Annotated in this window: 29 protein-coding genes and 4 pseudogenes; 10 read left to right on the forward strand and 23 right to left on the reverse strand. The window is 59.4% G+C overall.

All coding sequences use genetic code 11. The features are described 5' to 3' along the window. Window positions 1–722: pseudogene (locus tag J2X53_RS18845) on the reverse strand (methylase); the annotation flags it as partial. 176 nt (window positions 723–898) lie between these two features. Between J2X53_RS18845 and J2X53_RS18850 the strand changes: the two are divergent. Both J2X53_RS18850 and J2X53_RS18855 read left to right on the forward strand, forming a co-directional pair. Beyond that, on the forward strand, window positions 899–1195 hold the full coding sequence (locus J2X53_RS18850) for a hypothetical protein (RefSeq protein ID WP_349039048.1): 297 nt from the start codon (window positions 899–901) through the stop codon (window positions 1193–1195). 84 nt (window positions 1196–1279) lie between these two features. Next, window positions 1280–1573: a hypothetical protein gene (locus J2X53_RS18855; RefSeq protein WP_349039049.1), complete on the forward strand. Its 294-nt coding sequence runs from the start codon at window positions 1280–1282 to the stop codon at window positions 1571–1573. Here J2X53_RS18855 and J2X53_RS18860 read toward each other — a convergent pair. From J2X53_RS18860 to J2X53_RS18910, 11 genes are all read right to left on the reverse strand, one after another. Continuing rightward, window positions 1549–1947, reverse strand: a complete 399-nt coding sequence (locus J2X53_RS18860; RefSeq protein WP_349039050.1) for a DUF5615 family PIN-like protein — start codon at window positions 1945–1947, stop codon at window positions 1549–1551. The two genes, J2X53_RS18855 and J2X53_RS18860, sit on opposite strands and share 25 nt — an antisense overlap. Window positions 1948–1950: 3 nt before the next feature. Next, the gene (locus J2X53_RS18865) at window positions 1951–2556 is read right to left on the reverse strand and encodes a DUF433 domain-containing protein (protein ID WP_349039051.1); all 606 of its coding nucleotides are present in this window, start codon (window positions 2554–2556) and stop codon (window positions 1951–1953) included. A 74-nt stretch (window positions 2557–2630) separates the two neighbouring features. Continuing rightward, window positions 2631–3275 carry a hypothetical protein gene (locus J2X53_RS18870; RefSeq protein ID WP_349039052.1) on the reverse strand — a complete coding sequence of 215 codons (645 nt, stop codon included), beginning with the start codon at window positions 3273–3275 and terminating at the stop codon, window positions 2631–2633. After that, window positions 3268–3687 carry a hypothetical protein gene (locus tag J2X53_RS18875; protein ID WP_349039053.1) on the reverse strand — a complete coding sequence of 140 codons (420 nt, stop codon included), beginning with the start codon at window positions 3685–3687 and terminating at the stop codon, window positions 3268–3270. Before J2X53_RS18875 ends, J2X53_RS18870 begins: the two co-directional genes overlap by 8 nt. Before the next feature lie 79 nt (window positions 3688–3766). Then, a complete protein-coding gene (locus tag J2X53_RS18880) occupies window positions 3767–3961 on the reverse strand; it encodes a hypothetical protein (RefSeq protein ID WP_349039054.1) in 195 nt (64 codons plus the stop codon). A 1-nt stretch (window position 3962) separates the two neighbouring features. Next, the gene (locus J2X53_RS18885) at window positions 3963–4340 is read right to left on the reverse strand and encodes a hypothetical protein (protein ID WP_349039055.1); all 378 of its coding nucleotides are present in this window, start codon (window positions 4338–4340) and stop codon (window positions 3963–3965) included. A 10-nt stretch (window positions 4341–4350) separates the two neighbouring features. Then, window positions 4351–4842, reverse strand: a complete 492-nt coding sequence (locus tag J2X53_RS18890; RefSeq protein WP_349039056.1) for a DUF6878 family protein — start codon at window positions 4840–4842, stop codon at window positions 4351–4353. Between the two features lie 103 nt (window positions 4843–4945). After that, entirely contained in the window at window positions 4946–5464 is a 519-nt protein-coding gene (locus tag J2X53_RS18895) for a DNA repair protein RadC (protein WP_349039117.1), read from the reverse strand. 109 nt (window positions 5465–5573) lie between these two features. Then, window positions 5574–6014 carry a DNA repair protein RadC gene (radC, locus tag J2X53_RS18900; protein ID WP_349039057.1) on the reverse strand — a complete coding sequence of 147 codons (441 nt, stop codon included), beginning with the start codon at window positions 6012–6014 and terminating at the stop codon, window positions 5574–5576. 128 nt (window positions 6015–6142) lie between these two features. Next, complete coding sequence (locus J2X53_RS18905) at window positions 6143–7342, reverse strand: DUF932 domain-containing protein (RefSeq protein ID WP_349039058.1); 1200 nt, start codon at window positions 7340–7342, stop codon at window positions 6143–6145. 137 nt (window positions 7343–7479) lie between these two features. Further along, window positions 7480–8385 carry a hypothetical protein gene (locus J2X53_RS18910; protein WP_349039059.1) on the reverse strand — a complete coding sequence of 302 codons (906 nt, stop codon included), beginning with the start codon at window positions 8383–8385 and terminating at the stop codon, window positions 7480–7482. Window positions 8386–8424: 39 nt separating this feature from the next. Between J2X53_RS18910 and J2X53_RS18915 the strand changes: the two genes are divergently transcribed. Then, window positions 8425–9015 (forward strand): hypothetical protein, encoded by a 591-nt coding sequence (locus J2X53_RS18915; RefSeq protein WP_349039060.1) that lies wholly within the window; start codon window positions 8425–8427, stop codon window positions 9013–9015. A gap of 9 nt (window positions 9016–9024) precedes the next feature. Here the strand turns inward: J2X53_RS18915 and J2X53_RS18920 are convergent, their stop codons facing one another. Beyond that, window positions 9025–9483, reverse strand: a complete 459-nt coding sequence (locus J2X53_RS18920) for a single-stranded DNA-binding protein (protein WP_349039061.1) — start codon at window positions 9481–9483, stop codon at window positions 9025–9027. 444 nt (window positions 9484–9927) lie between these two features. Between J2X53_RS18920 and J2X53_RS18925 the strand changes: the two genes are divergently transcribed. Further along, window positions 9928–10248 (forward strand): H-NS histone family protein, encoded by a 321-nt coding sequence (locus J2X53_RS18925; RefSeq protein ID WP_349039062.1) that lies wholly within the window; start codon window positions 9928–9930, stop codon window positions 10246–10248. 193 nt (window positions 10249–10441) lie between these two features. Here the strand turns inward: J2X53_RS18925 and J2X53_RS18930 are convergent, their stop codons facing one another. The 9 genes and pseudogenes from J2X53_RS18930 to J2X53_RS18970 all read right to left on the reverse strand — a co-directional run. Beyond that, window positions 10442–10606, reverse strand: coding sequence for a hypothetical protein (locus J2X53_RS18930; RefSeq protein WP_165375273.1), 165 nt, complete (start codon window positions 10604–10606; stop codon window positions 10442–10444). A gap of 391 nt (window positions 10607–10997) precedes the next feature. Then, entirely contained in the window at window positions 10998–11471 is a 474-nt protein-coding gene (locus J2X53_RS18935; RefSeq protein ID WP_349039063.1) for a hypothetical protein, read from the reverse strand. A gap of 99 nt (window positions 11472–11570) precedes the next feature. Further along, window positions 11571–13763: a ParB N-terminal domain-containing protein gene (locus J2X53_RS18940; RefSeq protein WP_349039064.1), complete on the reverse strand. Its 2193-nt coding sequence runs from the start codon at window positions 13761–13763 to the stop codon at window positions 11571–11573. 186 nt (window positions 13764–13949) lie between these two features. Further along, window positions 13950–15104, reverse strand: coding sequence for a plasmid replication protein RepC (gene repC, locus J2X53_RS18945; RefSeq protein WP_349039065.1), 1155 nt, complete (start codon window positions 15102–15104; stop codon window positions 13950–13952). A 283-nt stretch (window positions 15105–15387) separates the two neighbouring features. Continuing rightward, complete coding sequence (gene repB, locus J2X53_RS18950) at window positions 15388–16365, reverse strand: plasmid partitioning protein RepB (RefSeq protein WP_349039066.1); 978 nt, start codon at window positions 16363–16365, stop codon at window positions 15388–15390. Window positions 16366–16381: 16 nt separating this feature from the next. Then, the gene (gene repA / locus J2X53_RS18955) at window positions 16382–17596 is read right to left on the reverse strand and encodes a plasmid partitioning protein RepA (RefSeq protein WP_349039067.1); all 1215 of its coding nucleotides are present in this window, start codon (window positions 17594–17596) and stop codon (window positions 16382–16384) included. A gap of 361 nt (window positions 17597–17957) precedes the next feature. Then, window positions 17958–19124 (reverse strand): ATP-binding protein, encoded by a 1167-nt coding sequence (locus tag J2X53_RS18960; RefSeq protein WP_349039118.1) that lies wholly within the window; start codon window positions 19122–19124, stop codon window positions 17958–17960. A 51-nt stretch (window positions 19125–19175) separates the two neighbouring features. After that, window positions 19176–20060, reverse strand: a complete 885-nt coding sequence (locus J2X53_RS18965) for a recombinase family protein (RefSeq protein WP_349039068.1) — start codon at window positions 20058–20060, stop codon at window positions 19176–19178. A 96-nt stretch (window positions 20061–20156) separates the two neighbouring features. Then, window positions 20157–20466: pseudogene (locus J2X53_RS18970) on the reverse strand (integrase core domain-containing protein); the annotation flags it as partial. Between the two features lie 245 nt (window positions 20467–20711). Here J2X53_RS18970 and J2X53_RS18975 point away from each other — a divergent pair. Further along, window positions 20712–21976, forward strand: a pseudogene (locus tag J2X53_RS18975) (IS110 family transposase). 216 nt (window positions 21977–22192) lie between these two features. On the opposite strand, the pseudogene J2X53_RS18980 reads toward J2X53_RS18975, so the two are convergent. Further along, window positions 22193–22414, reverse strand: a pseudogene (locus J2X53_RS18980) (IS481 family transposase); the annotation flags it as partial. Between the two features lie 21 nt (window positions 22415–22435). On the opposite strand from J2X53_RS18980, the gene J2X53_RS18985 reads away from it, so the two are divergent. From J2X53_RS18985 to J2X53_RS19005, 5 genes are all read left to right on the forward strand, one after another. Continuing rightward, complete coding sequence (locus tag J2X53_RS18985) at window positions 22436–22666, forward strand: hypothetical protein (RefSeq protein WP_349039069.1); 231 nt, start codon at window positions 22436–22438, stop codon at window positions 22664–22666. Next, window positions 22659–22943 carry an ATP-binding cassette domain-containing protein gene (locus J2X53_RS18990; RefSeq protein WP_349039070.1) on the forward strand — a complete coding sequence of 95 codons (285 nt, stop codon included), beginning with the start codon at window positions 22659–22661 and terminating at the stop codon, window positions 22941–22943. The genes J2X53_RS18985 and J2X53_RS18990 overlap by 8 nt, the downstream gene beginning before the upstream one ends. Beyond that, window positions 22852–23349: an ATP-binding cassette domain-containing protein gene (locus tag J2X53_RS18995; RefSeq protein WP_349039119.1), complete on the forward strand. Its 498-nt coding sequence runs from the start codon at window positions 22852–22854 to the stop codon at window positions 23347–23349. The genes J2X53_RS18990 and J2X53_RS18995 overlap by 92 nt, the downstream gene beginning before the upstream one ends. 143 nt (window positions 23350–23492) lie before the next feature. Further along, window positions 23493–24440, forward strand: coding sequence for a helix-turn-helix domain-containing protein (locus J2X53_RS19000; RefSeq protein WP_349039071.1), 948 nt, complete (start codon window positions 23493–23495; stop codon window positions 24438–24440). A 107-nt stretch (window positions 24441–24547) separates the two neighbouring features. Then, window positions 24548–24955: an amidase family protein gene (locus J2X53_RS19005; protein ID WP_349039072.1), complete on the forward strand. Its 408-nt coding sequence runs from the start codon at window positions 24548–24550 to the stop codon at window positions 24953–24955. The last annotated feature ends 32 nt before the right edge of the window (window positions 24956–24987 follow it).

The following is a 24987-nucleotide window of genomic DNA, read 5'->3' on the forward strand; positions in this document are numbered from 1 at the left end:
ACAAGCGCCGAGCGCAAGTGCCGCGCTGTCGCCTCAGACGTCCGACCATCGACATTGGCTACCACCGAGAAGGGCGGGTTCATCAGGATGACGCTCGGGCGAAAGCCCGCGTCCAGATAATCGTCGATCTGCGCGGCATCGAAGGTGGTGACGGGATGACCCGGAAAGAGAAGGCGCAGAAGATCGGCGCGGGTGTCGGCCAGCTCGTTTAGCGCGAGGCTGCCGCCCGCGATCTCGGCGAGGATCGCCAGCAGCCCGGTCCCGGCCGAAGGCTCCAGCACAAGATCGCGGCGCGTGATCTGCGCGGCGGCGAGCGCCGCGAGTCCCATGGGCAGGGGTGTCGAGAATTGCTGGAACCGCTCCATTTCTTCCGAGCGACGGGTGTGCGTGGGCAAAAGGCCCGCCACCTTGGCGAGGATGGGCAAGAGTGCTGCAGGCGAGCCGGCACGTGCCAAGAGCGCGCGGCCGAACTTCCGCAGGAAGAGGACAAGTGCCACCTCGCCTGCCTCATAGGCGAGCTTCCAGTTCCAGACACCATTGGTATCGGAGCCGCCAAAGGCGCGCTCCATCTCAACGCGCAGGCGCAAGGCGTCAATCTGAAAACCCTGCGCCAGATCCGGCTGCAGGGATTGCGCCACGATCACAATAGCGGCGGCGGTGTCGGGGCATTGCAGCGGGGCTACCAGCGGCAGCGCGGTTGCAACAGAAGTCTGAAACGTCATCGGGGATCTCCGGATTGGGACAAGGACAAACCGGCGGGGCACTCTCTCTGTCCCCCTTCGGCTTAGCCTTTTCCCACTCCCCTCTGCCTCTCAAACCCCGGAACTACGGATGCGCGGCTTGATTTTGTTCCTGTAACGTTCTATATGCAAACTCAACGCCACAAGGGAGATATCCCATGGAAGCCACGACCTTTGCTCTGCCCGCAACCCCGCGCCAGATCGCCTATGCGCGGTCCCTCGCCCTGCGGAACCAGACCCTCCTGCCTTGGGAAGTTCAACAAGACCGACGCAGCTTAAGCGCCTGGATAGACGCGCAGGCGCAGATGAAACCCCTCTCCGCGCTCGACAGCCTGCCGTCATCCAGGCAGGTCGCTTTTGCCGAGCGTCTCGCTCGCATCAAGCGCCGCGCTGTCCCGGATGAGTGCTTCCGCGACAAGGGCCTGATGTCGAAGTGGATCGACGGGAACAGGTGAAAACCAGTGAAAATGGGGCTTTATTGCTTGGTTGAGGGACATCGACTACATTAATGGAATAGAAATCCGCACAGAGTTGATGCCATGGCCTCGGTTGCCGCAAAGGTGATGTCGACAGTCAGCGCGCCCTACGGCGTGCCGGTGACGGCTGCGCAGCTTGCCGAGAAAATTGCCGATATCAAAAGTGCCGATTCCTACGATTGCAGTGTCTTCGCTTTCCTGTCCGAAGTGTCGACCAAACTGCAGCAATCGTTCATCGACGAGATGGGGGTCAGCAAGGACGCGGTCGCGGAAGTTGCAAGGAAGTTCTCCGATCTCGCCGGATACAAGCTATCGGTCGGGCAACGGCCCCTTCAATCAATTTCCGGCAGGCGATAGATCCGGCATTGGCCTGCAGAATCGACTTCTATAACCCGGTTGATCATGTGATCGGCCGGGGTCTCACTGGCACCTGCGGCCACGGTCTCCAAGAATGCTATTGCTGTCTGAAGCAGTTGCAAGCAACGATCCCGGGAAACACATGGCAGGATCAGAAGACCTGGATGAAGGTCTTCTCGACCGACCAGTCCACGGAAATCCCGGGCATTTTCGGTGACGATGATCCGGTCCTCTGCAATGGCGTTGCGGAGGACCACATGGTCAGGATCGCCACGCCTGCCGATATCGCGGGGATGTACGGCGGCATGTTGCCCTGTTTCGTTGAGCCGAGCCGCAACCTGTGGCGAGATGCATTCATCAATGAAGAACCGCATCACTCAGTGCCGGACAGGGGCATCCGGCACCCATGGCCGCCCCGACGGGCGCCCGCGCAGCGGGTGGGTTTTGGCGTAGGTCGAAGCGGCCAGGAAGGCCGCCTCCGGAATGTCGGGGTAGTCCTCGACGAGGTCCGCGACCGTATCGCCCCCTTCAAGGCGCCCAAGAACGGAATAGACCGTCAGGCGGGTGCCCCGAATGACTGGCGTTCCACCAAGAATATCGGCATCGGCAACAAGATGGGCATCACGCGCCGCGTGGTACGCCAGAGCGTTCCGGGTGCGTGTGCCTGCCATACCCTCAAGATTCAGGATTATGGTCTCGTTCAGACGCACTTCGGCGAGGCGAGCCTCGCCTACAAGACGACTACGGCTAACAATCGTCCAGATGCGCCGCTTTCGGGAGATGGGAAGATCCCGAAGCCATTCATCGTTGATCGCCGAGAGATAGGGAACAGCAGCCAGCGGCAATCTGCGAGTCAACCGACGCGTCAACACGTCAGTCACCTTTTCGGCATGCAGGATTCCCGACTCGACCGATTTCTCGATTAGCTTTGTCGACACGCCCGCAAGATGGGCTGCTTCGTTAATGGTGAGTTCTGCTGGCATAATGTTTCCCCGATCAGGAAAGATATATAGGCGACTTTGCTTGTCGACGCAAGGAGGGCGCTGCCGAGCGCCCGTCACCCAAAGCGCCGCCCTCCTTCGGTGAAGGTGTACTCATTGATAACAATCCCCTCCTCGACGACCTCGTCCGAGGTCAGATGGTCATATTCGGCCTCAAGCTGCCGATAGAGCCAGCGAGCAAGATCGCGCAGCGCCTCCACAACGGTCTCTTCACTGCCCGCAGTCGGTGGCTGACCCGTCGGGCTGTCGCGCGATACGTCGATGCTCATGCAATACTCGTGGTAGTACCGCCCGCGATGCGTCACATCGGCGCTGAGCTGATAGAAGTTCTGCCGCTGAGCGGCCTGCAGGCGGTCGGCAATGCCGTGCAGGGTCTGATCCTTCGGTGCGTAGGCGCGGATTTCGCGCGCGCAGCCATTGGCGTGTCCAACCGTCGCCTCGAAGGAAGCGCCGTCTCCCTGTGACGAAAACCCCGAAAACCAGATGCAGGGTTTCTGCCGGGTGCCGCCCCCCATCAGCCGAACAGAGCGGCGCTTCAGGCTGACCCCGAGGATGTCGCAGACGTGCTCGAAGTCATCATAGACCACATCCCACCAATCGTCGTGGAACGCAGCCCCGCGATACCATCTGCGGGCTTTCTCCTTGGCCGTATCTGAGAGTTCCGGGAACTGGAAGACGGTGGTGCAGATGATGTCAGGCATCTGGGTCCTCCCCGTTCAAAGCGTCGGCCAGCCATGTCTGGGTATTCACCCAGCAAATGACCTTTCGCGCTCCGAGGTCGATCAGATGTGCGCCACCGCCAAAGGCGTCCAACCGAGGACGAGAACATGTGTTGGAATGCTCGAAACCCCAGAGGCCAGACAGATCGAGCTCTTCCGCCAAGGGCAGGATGAACGCAGTCGCGGCCTCGACGTCGCCGCTTTCGTCGTCGTGGATCCACAGAACGCTGCTCTCCGGGCCGTCCTGAACCGACAAGTCAAAGCCGTGGAACTGCGGTTCCTCCGACTTATCATCTTCGTCGCGAAGGGCGACAAAGAAGTCGATCGCGCGCGCGGCCCTTTCGGGCGTGCCGACGTCGAGCAGACAGGAGAAGTGGGTAAAATAATCGGCCATTGGGCCCTCCAGATGCGAGGTCGTCCGGCCTCCGTGGCCGAGCGAGATGGGAATTTCGGATTGGTGGGTGAAGCGGGCGTCAGTCCGGCTGCACGCTCGGCTGGTCCTGAGCCGCCTGATGGGCGGTGAGGAGATCGCGGTAATATCGCTTGCGCGCCGCGCGCCAGCTGCGGACCGCCAGCGTGTCGGGATGCAATCGCCGGATTGCCGTGCGCAGAACCGTCAGGTTCGACGCGTCAGGCGGCACACATAGGTCTTGATAGGCCCGGCACATTTCAGCAGACCTCCACGACAGGCGGAGCCAGATGCGGATCGACGAGGGTTTCGATCCTCTCGGCGCGGCCCATCCACGGTTCAGGCCGAATAGGTTTCAACCACTCCGTGAAACTAGGGATGAACCCGAGGTCCTCCCGCACATGCTGCTCTCCGACCCAACGGATCGGAATGATCCGGCCGGTGGAGAGCGTGATCGTCGGGCCAAAGATTGCCTCCGAGAGCCAGATCCCAGCCGAATGATGAAACATCGCCCGGTGACGAAAATCTGCACAGTGGGCTTTTGAGCTATCAAACCAAGCGTGGATGGCCTGGTAATCATCAACGGTACCGCCCCATTTCTTCACCGAAGACAGGGCGTGGTGATATGGCTGTGCCATTGCTGCCCCCTCAAAATTCATGGGTGAAGAGTTCAGACGACGTGAATCGTTCGTTGAACTCGAGGTGGATGCTGCGCGCGGAAGCGTCGAAGCAGAATTCGCCATAGGCGCCGTCGTTGTTTTCCCAACCGCCGTGGGCATCGGCGAGAAAGTCATAGGCCAGCTGCTCGACAACATCCTCGAGCGACAGCTGGCGCATCTCGACCTCAGGATTGTCCCAGGTCAGCGCGGCGTAGGAGATTTCCACAGCGGGAAAGTCAACAGCCTTGTCGCCCGCCCATGCGCCAACGCTTTCAATCTGGCCGCTGTCCCCTTCGCCGTCGAAGGTCACGGTGACATGGGTGATCCCGGCGGCGCTCAAGCCGTCGAACAATCGGTCCCGGTTGGCGGGGCGCAGCGCGTCGATGCGTGCACTGCGCTCGGCCTCTTCGGCAAAGACCTGCGCGAAGTCGATGCTGGACGGCGGCATCGGGGCCGCAAGGGTGGGATCAACGTGCGTCATGGATATCTCCGGAAATGGGGGAAAGGGGCAAAGCCAGCGGGCGCGATTTCTCTCGCCCCGCACAGCTCGTAAGACCCCCCTTCCCTCCTCTCGCTCTGCGGCGTCATGCGGCGACCTGCAGCGCGCGGGCAGCAAAGGCGCGCCAAAGCGGATCAACCAGCCGCGCCTCCAGAAGGTCGGCACGCTGCCGCAGCCTTTGCGAAAGACCATGCTTTTTCCAGTCGGCGGCGCGGCTTACCTGCGCCCGCAACTGGCTGGCTTCAGTCACCACAGCCCGGGCCTCCGCGGCGCTGATCACCGGATGGCACCACGCCACAGCGCCGTCGGTTGCGGCGCCGGCCAAAACCAGACGGTCATCACGATCAAGGATGGCCAGCATTGGCGGCCGCGCATCGAAGGCAAACTGATCGGCAAAGACGATAGCACCTCGCATGGCCTCGGCGAGTGACGCGAAGCGGTCGAGCACCAGAGGTCGCGCGGTGCCAGACATCGCAGCCACCAGGCTGTGGTCGGGCGTGGTCAGGACAAAGGCCAAGCTGGTATCTGCAGCGGCGTTGACAAACATTGGCGGCAGCTGGTTCGGGAGTGCTGCAGTCGGTGCCGGAAACGAATGGTCAAACATGTCGGGATCTCCGACGGCGCGGGAAGCCATTCTCCCCACCTCAAACCGTCAAAGCCCAAACCGCCGCCCTCTTCCTCGAAAGGGCGGCAGGATTTGGTCATTGCAAGCGTCAGATCTTGCCCAAGGCCCGCAGGCTCACCTCGGACCCTGCCCCCACGATGATGTGGTCGTGCAGCGTCAGCCCGAGATACTTGCACCCCTTCTGGATCTCCCTGGTCATGCTGAGATCGGCCTCCGAGGGCGTCGGATCGCCCGAGGGGTGGTTGTGGATCAGGATCAAGGCGCTGGCGTTCAGCATCAGCGCTCGCTTGATCACCTCGCGCGGATAGACCGGGACATGGTCGACCGTGCCGGTCGAGAGAAGCTCATCGGAGATGATGCGGTTCTTGCGGTCGAGATAGAGGACGTGGAAGCGCTCGACCGGTCCGCGGACGCTGAACGCGCAATAGTCCATGAGCGCCTGCCAGCTGCCGATGACCGGGTTCTGGCTGAGGTAGCGGCCGAGGATGTCACGGGCCTCGAGGATGACGGTTTCTTCTTGGGGGGTCATGGGGGTCTCGCTGAATTGCGCACGCTGAAAGCACCTGCCCCTTCAGGGGCAAGGCCAGGGGCGAGCGAATAGAAGGGAAGGAAGACCGCCCGCCACGCGTGCGGGTGGTCGCTAGGTTGGGGTCCCCGTCAGCCGACCCGATCAAGGAGCTTCTTGGCCCGCCCTTCCATGTCGAGGCGGGCATCCTGCTGGGTTTTGTCCCGCGCCAAGCGCGTGATCCCCTGCACGAAGTCAAAGATGCTCTCAGGCGGCCGGCCCTCTTCCATCAGCACCTTTTCAATGATCTTGCCGGATTCAGCCTTGGAGAAGCCGCGCTTCCGCAGAAAGTCATCCCGATCCTCATCTGTGCGCGCGACGATCTGCTGCCGCGCGGCCTTGATGCCGTTCACGAACCCCTGCGGCGAGGAGTTGGCAAACCGTGTCAGTGCTGGTGCCGCTTCATGCGCAAAGCGCGAGGCGGCATATTTCGAGTGGCGGATCGTGATCTCCTGGAAATCCTCGACGCCCCAGAGGTTGCGGTTCTGACATACCGCCCGCAGGTAAAAGCTTGCCATGCCGAGGGTCTTGGCCCCCACCTCGGAGTTCCAGCAGTAAAAGCCCCGGAAGTAGAGATCGGGGGAGCCGTCGGGCAGCCGGCCCGCCTCGATCGGGTTGTGATCGTCGACCAGGAACAGGAAGACATCGCGGTCCGAGGCATAGAGCGTCGTCGTATCACGGTTGATCTCGACATCGGGGTTGTAGACCCCGGTCGACCAGTCGAGCACGCCCGGCACCTTCCAGCGCGTGTCGCCCGTGCCATTGCCCGCAATCCGTTGCACTGCCTCGACCAGCTCATGGTCATGGATGCGGCCATAGTCCGGGCCAGTCACCGCGCGCAATTCGGTGCGGCCGTCTTCGGTCTCGAAGGTCTTGACCTGCTCGCCCCGGTGGTTGGTCAGGCCGTATTGCAGGTTGATCCCCGCCAGCGGCGCGGGCAACTGCCGCAGGTAGGAGGCCGGAGCGCCAACGATGCTGGCAAGCTGGCCGAACGCCCAGTGCGTGGGTGCGACCGGTTCATGCGCTTTCGGCAGCATCAGGTGCAACCGCTCGGGGGTGTCGCGCGCCGCCTCGACCCGGATATCCGCCGTCTGCACCACCCGGCTGCGGCTGCGTTCCGACCGACCCTTCACATTGGCCCAGAGATCATCGAGCGACAGATACCGCTCGTCATCGGGCCGGTTGAACCATTCGGACGACACCCGCCCATTCCGCTCACCCCGGCTCACATCCACTTTCCAGCCACCAGTCCGCGTCGGTGCGACCGAATCCAGAACTTCCACAACACCCATCGGCTATCTCCCGTGACAGGCGCCGGGAGCCACTCTCCCAGCCCTCAACCCGTCACCGGAAAACCGGCACTCCTCTAACTCTTGGGTTCACAATGGCGAATTAGAGCAAAGCGGCAGTGTCCGAGGCCTGCGGGGGGTCATCGGTTTTGGCTGTACTGGACGTCGCCCAAGACACGTACGACGAGCAGGCTGGCCTTGTGCGCGGCGTAGGCCTGCTGGCGCGTGGATGGCGTCTTCGGGTCGTTATAGCGGACACCAGCGCCGCATTGGATGTCCGCAAGGAGGTGCTTGAGGTTCATGCCGGGGGCAGAGAAGGCAAGTGCGTCGTGCAACTCCATCAGGTCGTGAACCCGTTTGACCGGGACGTCCCCGACAAGCGTGATCAGGCCCTTCATGAACTTCTCGGTCATCTGAAGAGATGCCCATCTCGCGTGTCCCCAGTTCGGTGACTGACTGGTCATGTTCGCAACGGCGGCAGCCCAGTCATCCTCGGCGGCAGCGAACATAGGGTCAGCCTTGCGGAAACGGTCGAATGCCTTGCGAACGTCGAGGCCCACCACGAAAAGCCCATAGACCTCGTTCAGGTCATCATCCGAGAAATGCTGAAGGCGGGCCTCGGTGATGCCGGTAAGGGAGGCGCAAGCGTTGATGTCCAGAACCTTCGTCCCGATTCTGTTGCCAGTCTCCTTCGGCAACTCGCGCTTCACCCCAATAACCGCCATCCCGTAGATCAACGGAATTCTCATCTCCCAGATGTCCTCATCCGCGAGGACCGCGACCTTGGCCTTCTCAGAGAAATCGGTCTTGATCAGGTCGCCGTAGACCTCTTCGTACCAGCGGTGGATGCGGTCGGTGTATACGCTGCTGGCGACCAGTTCTTCAGGTGCACCGGGAGGGAGCTTCGCAATCGGAAGACTGATGCGGAACCTATTTCCGAACTCGATCACCGCCATGATGGGGCGCGAGTGTGGCGGTATTGCCTTCTCCTTGAGCGACTGGTCGATCTCGCGCAGGATGGGTGTAATGTCGTCAGGTATTTGCATGATGCGATGCTACCCACGGTGGTGGGAAAGGGAAACAGGATGCTGCCATTTTTCCGTCGAAAAGCCGAACCGAAACCGGGCGGTGACTGGTGGACTGACGCCTTCACGCACGAGCAACGCGCGACCATCGAAGGGGTCTTCGCGCCACTCGGCGGAGGCACGGCGGAAAGCCTTGCGCGGTCGACCAACCCCAACAGCCTCGGCACGCTGGCGGAATACCTGAAGAAGGAGCACCTGCGCCATCTGGGGTACAAGCTGCTAGATCGGGCGGACACGCTGGTGAACGAGAACGTCCCGGTTCTTGACCTGCACTTCTACTTTGCGGTCAGGGGTGGGTTCTATTACCGGTGGCGGGATCACGATCCATTCGCCTTGGACGAGGCAGTGACGAGTTTCCAGCGCCAGATCGGCCTCGGGGCTAATGTCGCCCGGTTCTTCCGCGACGACAAGAACTGGGGCTTCATCCCTGCCCACGCGGGCTACCGGCAGCTTCGCATCATCGAAGAGAAGCGCGGCAACTGGACCTTGGCGAGGGCGCTCTGCAAGCAAGCGAAAGCCGAGGGCTGGGCAGATGACTGGGACCACCACATCGGTAGGATCGACAAGAAACTGGCGGCGATTAAGACGTAAGGCTGAAGTTTAACAGACCCAGCGGGTTTCCCCGCCGGGCCCGAGGGAGAGACCCCGTTCTTTGCAGAACGGGATCTCGTCGTCGCGGTCGACCAGCTCGGGGTTTTCACTCTCGGCCGACTTCGGGCGGCTCAGGAAGTCGACCTTCTCGGCGATGATCTCGCAGCCGTAGCGATCGGTGCCGGTTGCGTCGGTCCACTTCGTGTAATGGATCCGACCGTGGACGAGGACCTTCATGCCTTTTTCGCAGTGCTCGGCGACCGTCTTGCCGAGACCATTGAAGCAGGTGATGCGGTGCCATTCAGTGTCCATGACCCGGTAGCCGTTCTCGTCGCGCATCACGCGACCTTCCGAGAGGCGGGGGCGCGAGGTGGCGAGGGTGAAGTTGGTGATCTTCGTGCCGCCCTGGGTGGTGCGGACTTCGGGGTTCTGACCGATGTTGCCGGCGAGGATGACGATGTTCTGCATTTTGTAGCTCCTGTTTTTCCTGTCCCTGGGACCGTCCCTTCGACAAGACCCGAAAGAAGCCTGTCGGCTGAGGCGTGCACGGCTGGGCCATCAGACCAGACGGAAACCCCCAAAGGTCCGGGGTGGAGCGGGCAGGCGCCGCGTTTCAAAAGAAACGCTAGCCAACACGGCCCGGACTGACGCGGGGTTGCGCGCCAGAGGCCGAACAGGCTTAGGGGATTGTCAGTCGAAGGGATGGCGCCGGGGATGGGAGCGACCTGGAGCCCTTGCAGAACGAAGACCTTCCTTGCCAATACAACAGGACTGAAGCCTTCGACCCGCACTGCAGCCCTGCGGTAGATCACCCAACCCCCCTGCCCTTCCACGCAGCCTTTGCCCGAAGGCGATTGCGATGCGTTGACGAGACGGCTATCCCGGATCGATCATTCAGGACACGAGGCACGCATGGCTGATTTCAATCTCGAGGCACTGTCGCTCAAAGAATTGCGGCAATTGCAAAAGGACCTCGCCAAAGCGATTTCCACTTATGAGGACCGTCATAAAGCCGAAGCCCGCGCCAAGCTGGACGTGATCGCCAAAGAGATGGGCTATTCCTTGGCTGACCTGATCGGCGGCGAGGTGAAACCCAGCCGTGCGCCCGCCGCCGCGAAATACCGCCATCCAGAAAACGCGGCCCTTACCTGGTCAGGCCGGGGGCGCAAACCGCTGTGGTTTGTCGCAGCCCTTGACGCAGGCAAATCGCCCGAGGACCTGGCAGTCAACTGATCGCCAGTACGTGGCACCCAGCATAGCACCGCGCTCAGGAGATAAGGCGCAGGCATGAGCGTTTCCATTTCTTGGATTTCGGGATGCCGACAGGACGTCGGTGCCTTGTGCTTGTTAGGCTCTTGAGGAGAGACAGGCGAAAGGCCCGGAGGCGCATCCGCGCCGTGCCCGGGCCTTCTTGACGACCGTGGGCTCATGCCCACGGGTCGATCTCAACAAGCACCTGAACCTCGTCGCCGTCGATTTCATCGGCGGGGACGGCACCAAAGGTCCCATCGCCTGCCTGGAAGACGACGATCGAAACCATGAGCGTGGCGGCGAGGGAGGCTGCGAAGGCGTGTGCATCTTTGCGGGACATCTGTTTTGGCTCCTGCTGGGAGGCGAGGGACCATCCCCCGCGCTGACAGGAACCCGCAGGACCAAAGACGGGCTGACATCACCGGGTGCGTTCGGGCTTGCCCGAATCCGGCCGGCGGCACGGGCTTGCCCCGTAGTCCGAGCCCTTGTGGCTTGATCTCGAAGACCGGCTTTGGGCCAAGGAAGGGACTGGCAAGCGGGGGTTGGTGCTTTGACGCTAAGGAGCCGAATTGTCCCGCTGATGCTCATCCCGCCAGCCTTGCAGACATGCTCGTGGTTGGCCGAGGCCTTACTGGGGATGGAGCCTTTGGTGCCCCGCGCAGATGCGCGGGACAGGTTGGTGCTGGATGAGAGGCCCGCGTACGGCGGGCCCCCTTGGTCTCTGGGAAGGCTCAGGCGGCGATATCCGCCTCCCCTGCCCCATCGTCGTCCTCGGAACCGACGGTCTCGATCCTCGCATTGCGATAGCCCTCCTTCGAGATCCAGAGCTCGGCCGCAGTGACCGATTCCGCCAGATGCAAAAGCTCAGTGTTGCCGCCAAAATCCAGAAGCACGCGGACCTGCCCCACCTTGGGTTCCTCGACCACCTCAAAGCTGAGCTGGCTGTCGGACGAATGACTGCGCATGATCGTGACGAGGATCACCCCGTCCGAGGAGAAGTTGCCTTCATGCAGCGTGAAGGACGCCGGAGCCGTCCAGGTCGGATAAGGCCGCGGCGGTTCCTTCTTCACCAGACGTCCAACACCGTTGGACCTTTCCCACGCCGCCAGCTTTTTGGTGAAGCGTGCAGGCGGTTTGGGACTGCCGTCGGTGTAACGAATGAGCGCGCCCAAGGGCGCTTGATCGATTATTGTGGTTGCGGACATGATTCCTCATCCTGAATGCGAGCATTCGCACCCATCATATTGATATTGTTGTGTTTTATGGTGAATGAGGGCGAGTTTCCCCGCCCTCGGGGGCTCAGATCACTCCGCAGCCATCATCGCGGTACTTTCCACGGGCAAATCGGCCATCAGGAAGGCGGGCAAGTCGATTTCCTCAATGATGTCCGAACCGCCCAAGGCTTCTTCGCTCAAAGCCTCCTGCCCTTCTGCGGCAACACTACCGTCCAGAGCGACAAGATCACTGCCCCGAAAAACCTCCGGCAGCCAACCGCTGCCCTTAAGCAGGCGCTCGGCTTCCGTGGCCATCTCGCCCTTCTTCAGATGGTCGAGCAGCTGCGCGGTGCCCTCCCCCTTCGCCTCACGCACGGCCTCAAGGATACGCGCCTTGGGAACCCGGCTCAGGTAGTTGTCCGCAGTCGGCTCCCAACCAGCAGCGACCATGTCGAGATCGACGGCTTGGGCCACGATCTCAGACTGCACCATCCGGCGGCTCAAGCCGCTGGCCGAGATGCCTGCGCCGTAAGGGTTGACCTTCTCATGGAGCGCGTTGATCCCGAAGCTCAGGCAATGCGCCAGCAGAGCCAATCGGCTGGCCTGATCGAGGGCCGAGAGATAGTCCCAAAGCACGGCATCGTCGCCAAGCGGCAGATCGGCCTCCCACGCAGAATGACGATCGTCCACGGCCTTGGCCACCGGACTTTCCTTCAGATCAGGCGCCTGAGCCGACATGTAGACGGGGCGCACAGAAGCCTCGAGGCAACTGCCCGAAGCCCCGGAACTGCGGAAGGTGTCATTAACGAGCTTCATCAGCAAAAGCGTCAGGGCGACGTCGGGCGAACGCCCAATCGCCTCGCGCAACGCAAGAGTGCGATGTGCGGTCAACTCCATCACCAGGCGCTCAGGCAAAGGCTTCAACGCACCATCATCCTCATCGTCCACGAGGCCCGAACTGAACGGCTGGCCCCCGGAAGTGATGACGGTGGCCGCAGATGAGCCCGCGGGAAGCTGATAGGCTGAGACACTGCCATCAGCCCCCTGCCCTTCCTTGTCCAGTTCATCGCCGCAGTTGGCCACGGTCTCTTCGCGAGGCTCATCCTCCGGCCGGACATAGCCGCGATAGACAGCAAGGTTGCCGTCCCGATCCAGCGACACGAATACGCCGGCGCGACCTACCTCGGCCGCATCGAAGATCAGCGGGCGCTGCTCAAAGGCTTCCATGGCAGCTTCCAACTCGCCAAATCGGGTGTCGATCTCCTCGGGGTATTCGTCTTGACCAGAGTATTCCTCTTCAAGTGCGCGATACTCGGCGAGCAACTTGGCGTGCTCTGCAGCTTCATCAGCGCTCAGCGGTGAGGGATCGCCAACCAGACGCCGCAGACCGTGGCTGTAGCCATAGGGCAGGTCGGTAGACACCTCGATCCACTTCCAACCCTCAGCAGCAATTGCCTGCGCCTCGGCTTGCAGCTTGTCCGCGACCAAACGGTCAAGCAGGGCAGGATCCTCCAACCAGCCGCCATCATCACCTTGAAAGAGATCGCGCAGAACAACTCCACCCGCTGCCTCATAGACATCAACACCTACAAACACCGCACGCCGATCCGAGGCCCGCACAGAGGTCTCAGTCAACATGCGCCGGATCGAGTAGGGCTCCTTGTTCCAGGAGTTCTTCACCGCATCCCAGACCTGCATCTGACGCACATAATCGGGGTTCACCGTGAAGGCCATCAGCTGTTCCAGCGTCATGCCATCCTCGGCGTAGACATCCAGAAGGGCAGGGGCCACGGATGCGAGCTTCAGCCGCTGCTTCACGATCTGCGGCGTCACAAAGAAGGCCGCCGCGATCGCCTCCTCACCCTGACCCTTCTCCCTCAAAGCAACAAAGGCGCGGAATTGATCGAGCGGGTGCAAGGCAACGCGCTGCATGTTTTCAGCCAAGGAGTCGTCCTCGGCCAGAATATCTGATGTCACATCACGCAACACACAAGGAACGGGCGCGGTCTTTGCGAGCCGTTTCTGTTTCACCAGCAATGTCAGGGCTTGGTACCGCCGACCGCCAGCCGGGATCTCGAACTTGCCGGTCTCAGTGCCATCGGCATCCAACACAGGCCGCACGCTCAGGCCTTGCAACAAACCACGGCGGGCGATGTCCTCGGCCAACTCCTCCACCGACACACCGGCCTTGATGCGCCGAACGTTGGACTGGCTCAGCACCAGTTTGTCAAAGGGGATGTCCCGTGAGGACGACAGGGTGATCTTCTGGGCAGCTTGGGCCATTAGCTTTTCTCCACGACGAGCGCCGGGAGCCACTCTCCCGATCTCACTTCCCGCCACCCTCAATCCAGCCATTCTCAAACTCTCCACTGCTCAACGCGTCAGCTTCATGTTTACCCCGGTATACATCGCGCACTTCTAGCCCTGCCATGCACGCACAACCAATGTTTACCCCGGTAAACATCCTAGTTAAGCGAAGGCTGCTGTTGGTTTGCCGGGCCGAACGAGGGAACGAAACATTCGGACGAGATCGAGGCCTTGTTTGAGGCGACGTTGAACAAGGGCAGTTAGATAGGCTTCTGGGTTGCGAATTCTGCCAAATGCTTCGACAAGACCAAGAACTGCCAACGCACAGCCGTGCTTCCCCAAATGTTTTTCCGCTTCCTGAAGTACCGCTCCTTGAAGGCCGATTGCAGGGGCAAGTCTTGTTGAAAGATCAATCAGTTCCTCCCAGCATCGGGGCTGTTTAAGGGCCATTTCTCTCGAGGTTTGGGCGAGGTCCATGCATTCATCGACTGTTATGTCAGTGCGATCTACGTTTTCGGACTTTTCTTCACGGGCAGGGTTGGTCACAGTTTCGCTCTCAGCCCTTTCAGATTCTAAATTATCTTTATACGAACTCTGAATATGCCGGTCATTTTGACCGTCGCTGACGGACAGGTGTGTTGTCGGTAAAGTTACGTTGCCCGCGAATTGAGGGATCATAACGGGGGCGGTTTCTTCAAGCTGAGACAGGATTTGCTGCAATTGATTGCTATCGAGCACTCTTCTAAGTGCGCGGTGTGCTTCTTGCTGAACGTCAGAAATATGATGTGGTGGGGTTTTGAACAAGGCATCTCTGATCAAGCAGCGAAGCACCTTAATCCTTACGGTCTCGTGGCGGCAGTCTTCTGCGAGGGCTTCTAGATGGCTCTGGATGTGGAACAAAGGTGCGAGATCGATGCCATAGGTTAGCAGCGCATCCTGGTGTTCGTTGCGAACTTGGTATCGCTTGCCGTTGGGACTTGTCCGGCGTTCAAGCAACCCGCAGTTTTGCAAGTGAGCAAGCCGACGACGAAGAGTGCGCTCGTCGATGCCATCGCAGCGATCAATCAAAACCCGGTTGGATGCAAAGACCACCATTTGGTCAGGTCGTGCTTGCGAGGGCAGGAGGGACAGCAAACCCCGCAAGACCGCAATGTCGCGATCACGAAGCTTCAGACGCTGGCGGCAGGTCTTTGCCAGATCTAGGATGTGCCAACGCTTGTCCTTGTCGGCTGCAAGGGTCGGCGCCTGAGGCTTTTGAGACGAAAAATTGGCGCGCCGTGCATGCCGAAGCATGGGCGTGGATTTGATCTGTTCCATGATTTATTCACGCGGAACGTCCAAGGCTGTCCGAATGAAAACCGTATTGCGCAGATTTCCGCAGGTGTTCTGGATCTTTTGTTCAGATAAAGGATAAAAGATATCAGATCACCGCGATGCGATGTTGCTTGCGATTCGGGCCTGCGCTAACTTGCTCTGGCTAGTGATGAGCATTCTCAGGGTTGGCGCCCTGTGTTTTGCGCGGGCCTTCCGGGTGGGTTCCATTCGGGAGGCCTATTCTTTTCCGACACTGCTCCTCTGTTGTTTTTGTTGCATCGCTTGCTCACTCCGGCTTGGCGGAAAGGGCGAGGAATTCTTCATGCAGCCGCGAGAACACAGTCTCGGCACTCCCATGCAGCCATGCAGTGAACGGGTCACCCTTAGAGGCGGCCTGAAAGCTCAGAGTGTCCTTCTGCAGAGCAACGGTGCCAATGGTCGAGCCATCCCGCGACTTGACCAACATGGAATTCCCCTGTTGGATTTTCCTACTTATGCTGTTCTTTCCAGCCTTCATCGCCATCTTCGACCATGCATCGAATCTCTGGTCAGACGACAGGCCCGCCGGAAATGGGGCAGGGTGCACGGCGATCGCATCGATTTTTTCATCGAGGAGGCGGGAAGCAAGTTCGTACCAGCGCTTCCACCCTATGGAGGGTGCCGCTCCGATGCGTTCGATTACTTCGCGTGGAATGGCCTCACGCACCTTGCGCATGTGAGACGTATGGCTTCGATTGACGTTCAGCGCGTCCTGCACAACCTTTGCATCATAGCCCGCTTCTTCGAGGTCTCCCGCAAAAAGAGCCTTTTCGATGAAGGAGGGATCCTTACGAAGATTGTTTTCCTGACCTTGAGCAAGGACGGCTTCCTCATCAGACAAGGTTCGGATGAGTGCTTTGACTGGTGTTCGTAACGCGCGAATGGCAGCAAGCCGCCGACGCCCGTAAACCACCTGATAGCGGCCGCTGAGCGTAGGATGGGGACGCAAGAGAATGGGAACCTGCTGTCCGTGCTTTGCAATGCTATCTCGCAACTCTGCTATATCGTCGTCGACATCGCCCAAACGATCCTTGAGGCCAGTGTCCTCGATCATCTCGGGGTCAATTTCTTGAACGGAGCGACTGCTTATGCTGCGCAGATCGTTACGAATTGCGGCAATCGGGCCCGCGCTTTGAAATACCTCGGGCATTTTCGCCGTACTACGGGGCAGGGCAGGGATCTCCGCGTCTTCAGGCCGTTGAGCCGGGGTAATACCTTCAAACATGTTCTTTCGGGCCATATCAGAGCCTCCCCCAAGCTTTGTGGATTTCTTGTTCCAGCTCACGCGCGACCGCGTTTACCGATTCCATTGATCGGTCGTAGGTGTTCCGGTTCATGCTGCCACGTCCGACCTCAAATAGGGTTTGATGTGTCAGGCCAGCATCCGAAACCGCGGTCGATTTCAGGAAGGTTTCGGTCATTACACGTTTGCCGAAATTCGCACGCAAGAGGCCGGCAACCTGTGCTTGGGGGCCATCGGAAGGCTCAAAGCGTGAGACTAGGTAGCGAAGGAAATCGTAGTCCAGGGTCATCCCCGCATCCCGGATAGTGTCGAGCAAGGATGATGTCATGGTCAGGAACTGCGCCAACGAGGCCACGTCGATGAAGTTGGGCACGACCGGGATGATGATCGAAGTAGACGCGACTAAAGAAGACAAAGTCAGAAAGCCGAGTTGTGGCGGACAATCAATGAAAACAAGGTCATAGTTCGCCTCGACCGACTGAATCGCCTCGCGCAGACGCAAGTAGAAAGGCGGCTCAGCACCACGGCGCAGCGCGTAGGGCGTTTCAGTTTCATACTCTGACAGAATTAGGCCGCCTGCAGCGATATCGAGGCCATGAAAGTAGGTTTTTCGGATGACCTCGCTCATCGGCAGCGGGTCGTCATAGCGGATTGCGTCGTAGATGGTCCCTTTGTGCGTGAAATCGATCTCTGGACGCAGGCCTGTCATCGAGGACAACGACGCTTGTGGGTCCATATCAACCACTAGGACACGGTAGCCATGAAGGGCATACCATTGGCTAAGATATGCCGCCGTTGTGGTCTTTGCGCTGCCGCCCTTAAACGAAACGCAGGAAATAATTTGAAGCGGTTCTTGTCCGACCCGTCCACGCAGGTAAAGCGACGGATCCCTCGTGTTGCGTGCGAGCGCAAGCCGGATCTGCCCTAAGTCCTCGGCGGAGTAGAACTTGCGGCCTCTCTCGTCCAAAGGGACGTCCGGGATCTTGTTTTCGGCATGCAGCTTTCGCAGGTGCCCGGGTGCGAGCCCCAAGAAGTCAGCGGCTTCGGTGGAGGAAAAGGTTCTAAGATGTTTCCTCGCGTCTGGCGAAAAATTTCGCTCGAGGTGCAAGCGAATAGACGCGTGCAGCGTAGATGCGTCGGTTTGAAGCTCGGCAAATACTCGCTCTGCTGACATACTGCCCTCATATTTTGTGCTGTCGCAACCGAGGTCCACGCAGCGCGCTCTTTTTGAGCTTTTTCTTTTGTAGCGCAGAAACCTGAAATTCTCACCCTTTCGCGCTACAGGTAGAAATGCGCCAAGTTTTTCCTTCGCGCAAGAAAATTCTACTGATAGACGCGGGTCAACTGCTGGGCGTGCAGCGTGATCGCGAGAACTGCAGTCTTAACCCACTGAAATAAATTAATTTAGCTTGAGGCGTCGATTTTTCGGGCCATCAATATCTTGTAGCCAGGTCTTTGGCGCCAAGGGTTGGGGGGAGATTTGTGAAAGTCTGTTTTCGGCCTGCTTTCGATTCGAAGTGCGTCGATGGCAAGGGTCAGTAACTTCGATTGCACCTCCGCTCCATGACCTGGGCTCAAGTTTGTCGGCATAGCTGCTCGACCGCTACATCAAGCGGCATGGCGCGCAAGCCGTCTCCGAGGGGAACCTCACGGTCTCCGGCAAAGACCAAGATGTGCCGATCAGCGTTGATGTCTTCGATGGCAAGGTGAAAGCCGCGCGAGACTTTGGGGGCAGTTGTGCGCTTGATCTCGATTGCCCAAATTTCCCCGCCGGGAAGGCGAAGTACAAGGTCAAGTTCTGCCCCAGCCGATGTCCTGTAGAAGAAGGTTTCCGTGCCAGCGGGTGCTGCGGCGATCAGGGTTTCTAGGCAAAACCCCTCCCAGCTGCCGCCGACCACCGGATGACCCAGCAAGCTTTCCAGCGAACCAAGGCCTAGCAGCGCATGCAGCAGGCCGGAGTCGCGGACATAGATCTTGGGTGATTTGACAAGGCGTTTGCCAACATTTTCATGCCAAGGCATCAGCCGCCTCACCAGCATGAGATCGACAAGCAGATCCAAGTATCGCCCAATCGTCTGGCCTGACACGCCCAACCCCTCAGCCAAAGCGGCCGCATTCAGCAAACCGCCTTGGGCATGGGCCAGCATCGTCCAGAAACGACGCAATGTGGTGGCTGGAATACGCGGGCCTAGGGCAGGGATGTCGCGTTCAAGATAGGTGCGCAGGAAGTCTTCGCGCCAAGCCAGGCTTGCCTGATCGGTGAGCGCCTGAAAGCTGTCAGGAAAACCACCGCGCAGCCAAAGATCGGTCAAACGGTCGTTGCCCACTTCTTCCAGAAGCAAGGGTGGCATCTCGATGTAGCGGACACGACCGGCAAGCGACTCTGCAGACTGTTGCAGAAGCACGTTTGACGCGGATCCCAGCAACAGGAACTGTCCTGTGCGCAGGCCCTTGCGTCGTCGCATGTCAATCTGTCCGCGCAGGCTTGAAAATAGGCCCGGCATCTGCTGGACCTCATCGAGGATAACCAGCGTTCCGGCCTGCTCGTCCAGATAAAGGTCCGGCTCGGCCAAGATTTGTCGATCTGCCGCCCGTTCGAGGTCAAGGTAGACTGAAGGGCGGTGTTCTGCAATTTCGAGTGCAAGAGTGGTCTTGCCAACTTGCCGAGGGCCCAAAAGGACGACCGCCGCTTGGCTCTCAAGTGCGGACAACACAATCTGATTGGTTCTGCGTTCGTACATACCTTGCAAATACTCCACCGTATGGATGATTTGCAAGGTTAAATTGGCCGTTCAAAGCAAACCAAGCTTTTCGGCGCGTTTCAAGAGCATCTTGACCGAAGAGGGCTGCCATCTGGTTCGACCTCGCGGTGTCCGTTCGCGCATCGTCTCCAGCCGGTCGCAGATAGCTTGAAGAGTCATCTTGGGATTTGCGCCTTTGATGCCCGCGACGATGGCGGGCAGGCGATCATCTTTGTCGGATGCGGTGGCGCGGGAAAGGATGGTTTCCGGCAGCAGGCCTTCGCGGACGAAGGTTTTGGTGCCACGGATCAGGCGGGGAAGGGACCAAGGCTGCGCCTCGCGCGGCAGGCCTGAATTGACGATGCGCAGCACGTCTTCCCAAGGCAGGTCCGGTCTCAGACGGCGGACCGCGGGCACCCATTGTTCGGCATTGGTGTTCAGCTTCTGGAAATGGCTGTCCACTCGCGCGGCCCTTGCCTTGCGGATGGCCACGGGATCGCCCGCCTTTAGCCCTGGGTTGCCGCCCACCCGCCCTTGTGCTTTCGCAGATCGCAGCCCGGCCTTGGTGCGCTCACGTATCAGTGCCCGTTCAAACTCTGCGGCTGCGCCCAGAACCTGCAAGGTGAACTTGCCCTGAGGCGACGCCGTATCTATCGGATCCTGCAGGGACCGGAAATGTGCGCCTTTCGCCTCCAACCGCTCAATGATCTCCAAGAGGTGAGAGAGTGAACGGGCCAAGCGGTCGATCCGAACCACGACGAGCGTATCGCCAACGTTCAACTGATCCAGCACACGCGCCAGAACTGGCCGGGAGCGACTGCCGCCAGATGCTTGCTCCTCCACGATTTCCATACAGCCCGCCGAGCGCAGCTCCTGGACCTGGGGCAGGGCGGTCTGATCTTCCGTGGAAATACGCGCATATCCTATAAGTGGCACGGGGCAGGGGCCTTTTTGTAAACGCGGATGTCAGAAGTAAACGACCATTTCGCTGCACTTGTTCGAATGACCGCAATGGCCGACGCCGGATAGGTTCTAGGTGTTTAGTCCCGGCATCTGGTGGATCGGGTTTAGGATGAATCTGTCAGGCTCAGATGTCCAGATCTTGCAGATGTATTCGTATGGGGTGAGGCCGCCGAGGGTCTTGAGTCTGCGCGCGAAGTTATAGGCCGCCATGAAGTCGGCGAGATGCGTTCGCAGCTGGTCATGACTGTCGTAATGGAAGCGCTTGACGGTGGCCTCCTTGATCGTGCGGTTCATCCGTTCGACCTGGACCGTTGGTCCATGGGTGGTTGGGCTTGGTCAGCCGGTGCTCAATCCCATTTGCCTCACAAATCATGTCGAAGCGCATCGGCCGGGAGTAGATGGTGTTCCGGTTCCGAGGCTGCTCTGCGAACTGAATACCGTAGCATGTTGGGAATAGCGCGCCGTTGAAGGTTATGGCCGCCTGCGCAGCCCCCAAATAGCGCAGCAGGCGGCCATAACCGGGCCTCGGGTCTCTATGGTGGTTTTGCGAACCACACCACAGAGGAGACCCGCCATGGCCAAGGTTGAGCATACTTCGGATGCCCGTGTTCTGATAGGCATCCGCTGCCCGGCAGCGCATGTGCATGCGCGAGAGGGGACATTTCCAAACACCGGCACGAGGTGCTGATTGCCGTTCCCGGGAAGACCCGTCGTCGGCGCCTGACGATCACCAACAGCACCGATGATTTCATGCGGCTCATCGCGATTTTGCGGGAATATGGCATGCCTGTCCGGATCTGCTTTGAATCCACCGGCAACTATCATCGGGTGCTGATGTATCATCTGGGTGTCGCCGGGTTCGACCTGAAGCTGGTGTCTTCGGTCGCTTTGGCCAGGAAGCGGGAGGCGCTGCACAACAGCTGGGACAAGAACGATCCTATGGATGCCCAAGTCATCCTGCACATGCTGCAGATCGGCGCGGTGCAGATCTTTCAGGACCCGATGGTGGCCGGCACGAATGACATTCAGAATTGTCCAAGACCCATGATGCCGTGTCGCGGTCCAAGACCGAGCTGTGGCACCGCATCCTGACGCACTACCTGCCGCTCTACTTTCCCGAAGCCGACCGGTTCCATCGCAGCTCACGCACCGATTGGTTCCTGGCCTTCCTCGAGAGGTTCCCTTCGCCACATATGATCTCAGCCCTGACCAAGGAGGAGTTCACCAAGGCGGCATGGGAAGTGGTCGGACGTAAGGTCGAGAAGTCTCTCCTGTTGTCAGATGTTTACGAGACAGCGAAGGTATCGACAGGGCTACCGGTGTCGCCGGATTCCGACGCCATCCGCATGTTCCGCCGGATGTTTGCCGAAGGCAGAAGTCTGATCCGCCAGCGCAATGCCATCGAGGATCGCGCCGTCGAACTTCTGTGCGACCGGCCGGATTATCAGCTGCTGCGCACGATTCCGGGGATCGGACCCATCAACGCGCTGACCATTCTGGCCGAGACTGGCGATCTGCGCCGCTTCCACCATCATCGGCAATTTCTGAAGTTCTGCGGCATGGATCTGGCAACCGTCCAGTCCGGCATGTTCCGCGGCCGGAGCAAGATCTCCAAATATGGCAATGCCCGTCTGCGCCGCACTTTGTGGCTGGCAGGGCAGACCGCGGTTCTGAAGAAGGCCAACAGCTTCCGCGACAAGTTCGAGCGTTACATCGCGCAAGATCGCCATAGCCCCGATCTGCGCCGCAAGGCCTACACTGCGATCGCCGCAAAGATGGCCCGCACCATTCACGCCGTGATCAAATCCGGCGAACCCTATCGTCCCTTCTTCGAAGGGACGAGCCCAGGCGGAAGGACCTCTCTCTCAAAGGGCCGTGGAGGCGCATGACGCGACCTCGTAGATAATGTTCGGGCCTTCCGCTTGGGATTTAGGATCTCGTCTTGAGGACGGTGAGGGCGGCAACCAGTCCGACCCTGTATTTGCAATGGAAGAGACCACTTCTTGACGGCGGAGCCCGCCTGGGCAACTATTCCAAAGGTATCCGGTCGCTCGGATGCCCCGTGATCTGACGACCTAAACCGCGTTTTGCTCCCGAGCTAGGACGTTATCAGTGAGAATGGTATGGACCTGATAGGGCACGGCTTCGAGCATGTGCTTCAGGAAATCCCAAGCGGTCTTTCTGTCAGCCGTTGCAACGAGTTGAGCGACGGCGAACTTTGCGGTCCGGTCAATGCCCACAAAGAGATAGAGCTTCCCCTCAGCGGTTTGCACCTCGGCAATGTCGATATGGAAGAAGCCGATGGGGTAGCGCTTGAACTTCTGACGCTGGATGAACCTGCTGCCGGTATGAGCGATGAGGAAACGCATGCCACCGCTGAACTTCTGCGCGAGCTGAACACCAATACCACGAGCATTGTGGTGGAGCATGACATGGCGTTCATCCGTGCCATCGCCCGCAAGGTGACGGTGTTCCATCAGGGCAGGATCCTGATGGAGGACGGGTTCGACGCAGTGATGCGCAACCAGAAGGTACGCGACGTTTATCTTGGCCGGAAGGCAGGAGAAAAGCATGTTTGAAGTCAGATCGCTTCATTCGGGATATGGCAATATCCCGATACTGAAAGGGCTGGACCTGACCATCGCCGACACCGAATTCGTCAGCATTTACGGCCACAACGGCATGGGCAAGACCACCTTGCTCAGGGCGCTGATCGGTCTCTTGCCGGTGAATTCGGGGAAACATCGTTTTCCGCGGCCGCGATATCACCAAGGCTCAGGCATATACTCGCGCAAAACTTGGCATCGGTTATGTTCCGCAGGGCAGGGCGATCATGCCGGCGCTCTCGGTGCTTAACAATCTGAAGTTTGCGGCGACGGCAATCGGACGAAATGACAAAGATGCCGCAGATCGCGTGCTGGAGGATTTCCCGCGGCTGAAAGCGTATCTTGGCCGCCCTGCCGGTGCACTCAGCGGCGGTGAACAGCAGCTTCTTGCGCTCGCGCGTGCACTGATGCAGAGGCCGCGCCTGATACTTCTCGATGAGCCGACTGACGGTATGCAACCTTCTATCATCAAGGAAATCATTGAAAAACTGCATCAGATTCGTCAACGCGACGCCCTGTCCGTACTGCTGGTCGAGCAGAATGCGGAGTTCGTCGCAGCCATTTCGGACCGCGTTCTTGCATTGCAAAAAGGTCAGTTTACCAGCGAGCAGACTGCTGCGGCTTTTCTGGCGTCTGCGGAAGAATCGCTGACCTGACCACCGCGACGCTACTTTTCTAACTGCTCAAAAAAATGTGCATCTGCTGACGCTGGGGCGATAGCGTTATTGCAGACCGGATAGCATCCGGCACAGTAAAATTTCGCAATGAATTTGTGTCGGTTTGATGATATCTCTTCGTTATGAAGATTCAAATCGACACGTCCACTGTAGAGCAGCGCGACAGATTCGAATTCTGGCGCGAGAGTGTTTGCAAGAGCTACGCTCAGGCTGACGCCACCTTTGAGGAAGGCGGAAGCTCCGATGCGCCGTTGTGTCGACTCTACAGCGCGCGCTTCGGACAAACCCTGCTGAGCAAGCTGGAAGCGCCCAGACACAATTGGTCGCGCGAGCGCCGCCACATATCCAAAGACGACAAAGAAATCTACATGGTCAGTCTGACAACAGACGGCCATGGAAGGCTGAGTCAATTCGGGCGGCAGGCGGTGCAAGCTCCGGGCAATATCGTCATTTACGATTCCTCGGCGCCGTTCTCTTACGGTATCAATGGACCAGTCTTCATTCTGAAGATTCCCAAGAAAGTGCTGGAAGCGCGGCTCGTTCGGGTGAGGGAACTGCTGGCTGTACCGTTCGAAACCTCTTCTCCGCTGTGCCGGATGCTGGCCGGAATGATGGTCGAAGCCAGCAGCATCGCCATCCCGGACGATCAGGAGATTGTCGCAGGCGGCAGGATTGCCAATTCGATGATCGACGTGCTGGTGTCGATGTGCGAGATTCTGCGCGATGATAATCCTCAGGTCATCGATACGGCCCGCCTGCAAAAGGTCATGCGCTTTGTCCGTGCAAATCTTCATGATCCGGACCTGTCACCTGATGCCATGTCCTCGGTTGCGGGTATGTCACTGCGCAGTCTGAACCGTGCCTTTGGTGAACTGGGAACAACGCCGATGAAGTGGGTCTGGACTGAACGGCTTGCTGCCAGTCAGCAGGCGCTTGAAACCGGGCGGGTGCGCTCGGTGACAGAGGCAACATTTTCATTTGGGTTCAAAGATTTAGCTCATTTCAGCCGTAGCTACAAAAAAGCCTATGGCAAATCTCCGCGCACCGCGCTCGGACGTTTCAGTCACTGATCCCGTCTGACGATTTGGCTCTGACAGGCAAGTCGTTTTACAGGCCGGGGCAAGCGCAATGCAGAAATCTTGCCAACCGGGTCATGACCCGATGAATCGGCGGCATCGTGACGCCGGGGCAGACCTTTGATTTCGTATCGACCCTTGGCGACGGGATGAAGGGCAAACGTATCGCCGTCTTGAAAGAGGGTTTTGCGCAGGATGGGAAAGACAGCGGCTTCCCCGCTGCTGACCCTGCTGTGGATGCCAAGGTCCGGGCCGCGATCAACGCCTTCCGTCAGCTTGGCGCCGAGGAGCGCGATGCCCCGATCCTCGACATTGTGGCCAACAGCCTTGACATGCTGCGCAACACTTGTGTTGCCGACCTGACGGGCCACCCCTCGCATTCATTGCCCTGTGGCAAGATCGACGGGTTGCCGGTGGGTCTGATGCTGACTGCACGTCACATGGATGACATGGTGCTGCTTCAGGCGGCTCGCGCCTTCGAGACGTTGGGCGACTGGCAGTCGATGTAACGACCGCAAAAGCCCGGCGACCCCGCAAGGTG

Origin of the sequence: Pseudotabrizicola sp. 4114, from assembly GCF_031457365.1 — a bacterium.
Lineage (GTDB): Bacteria > Pseudomonadota > Alphaproteobacteria > Rhodobacterales > Rhodobacteraceae > Pseudotabrizicola.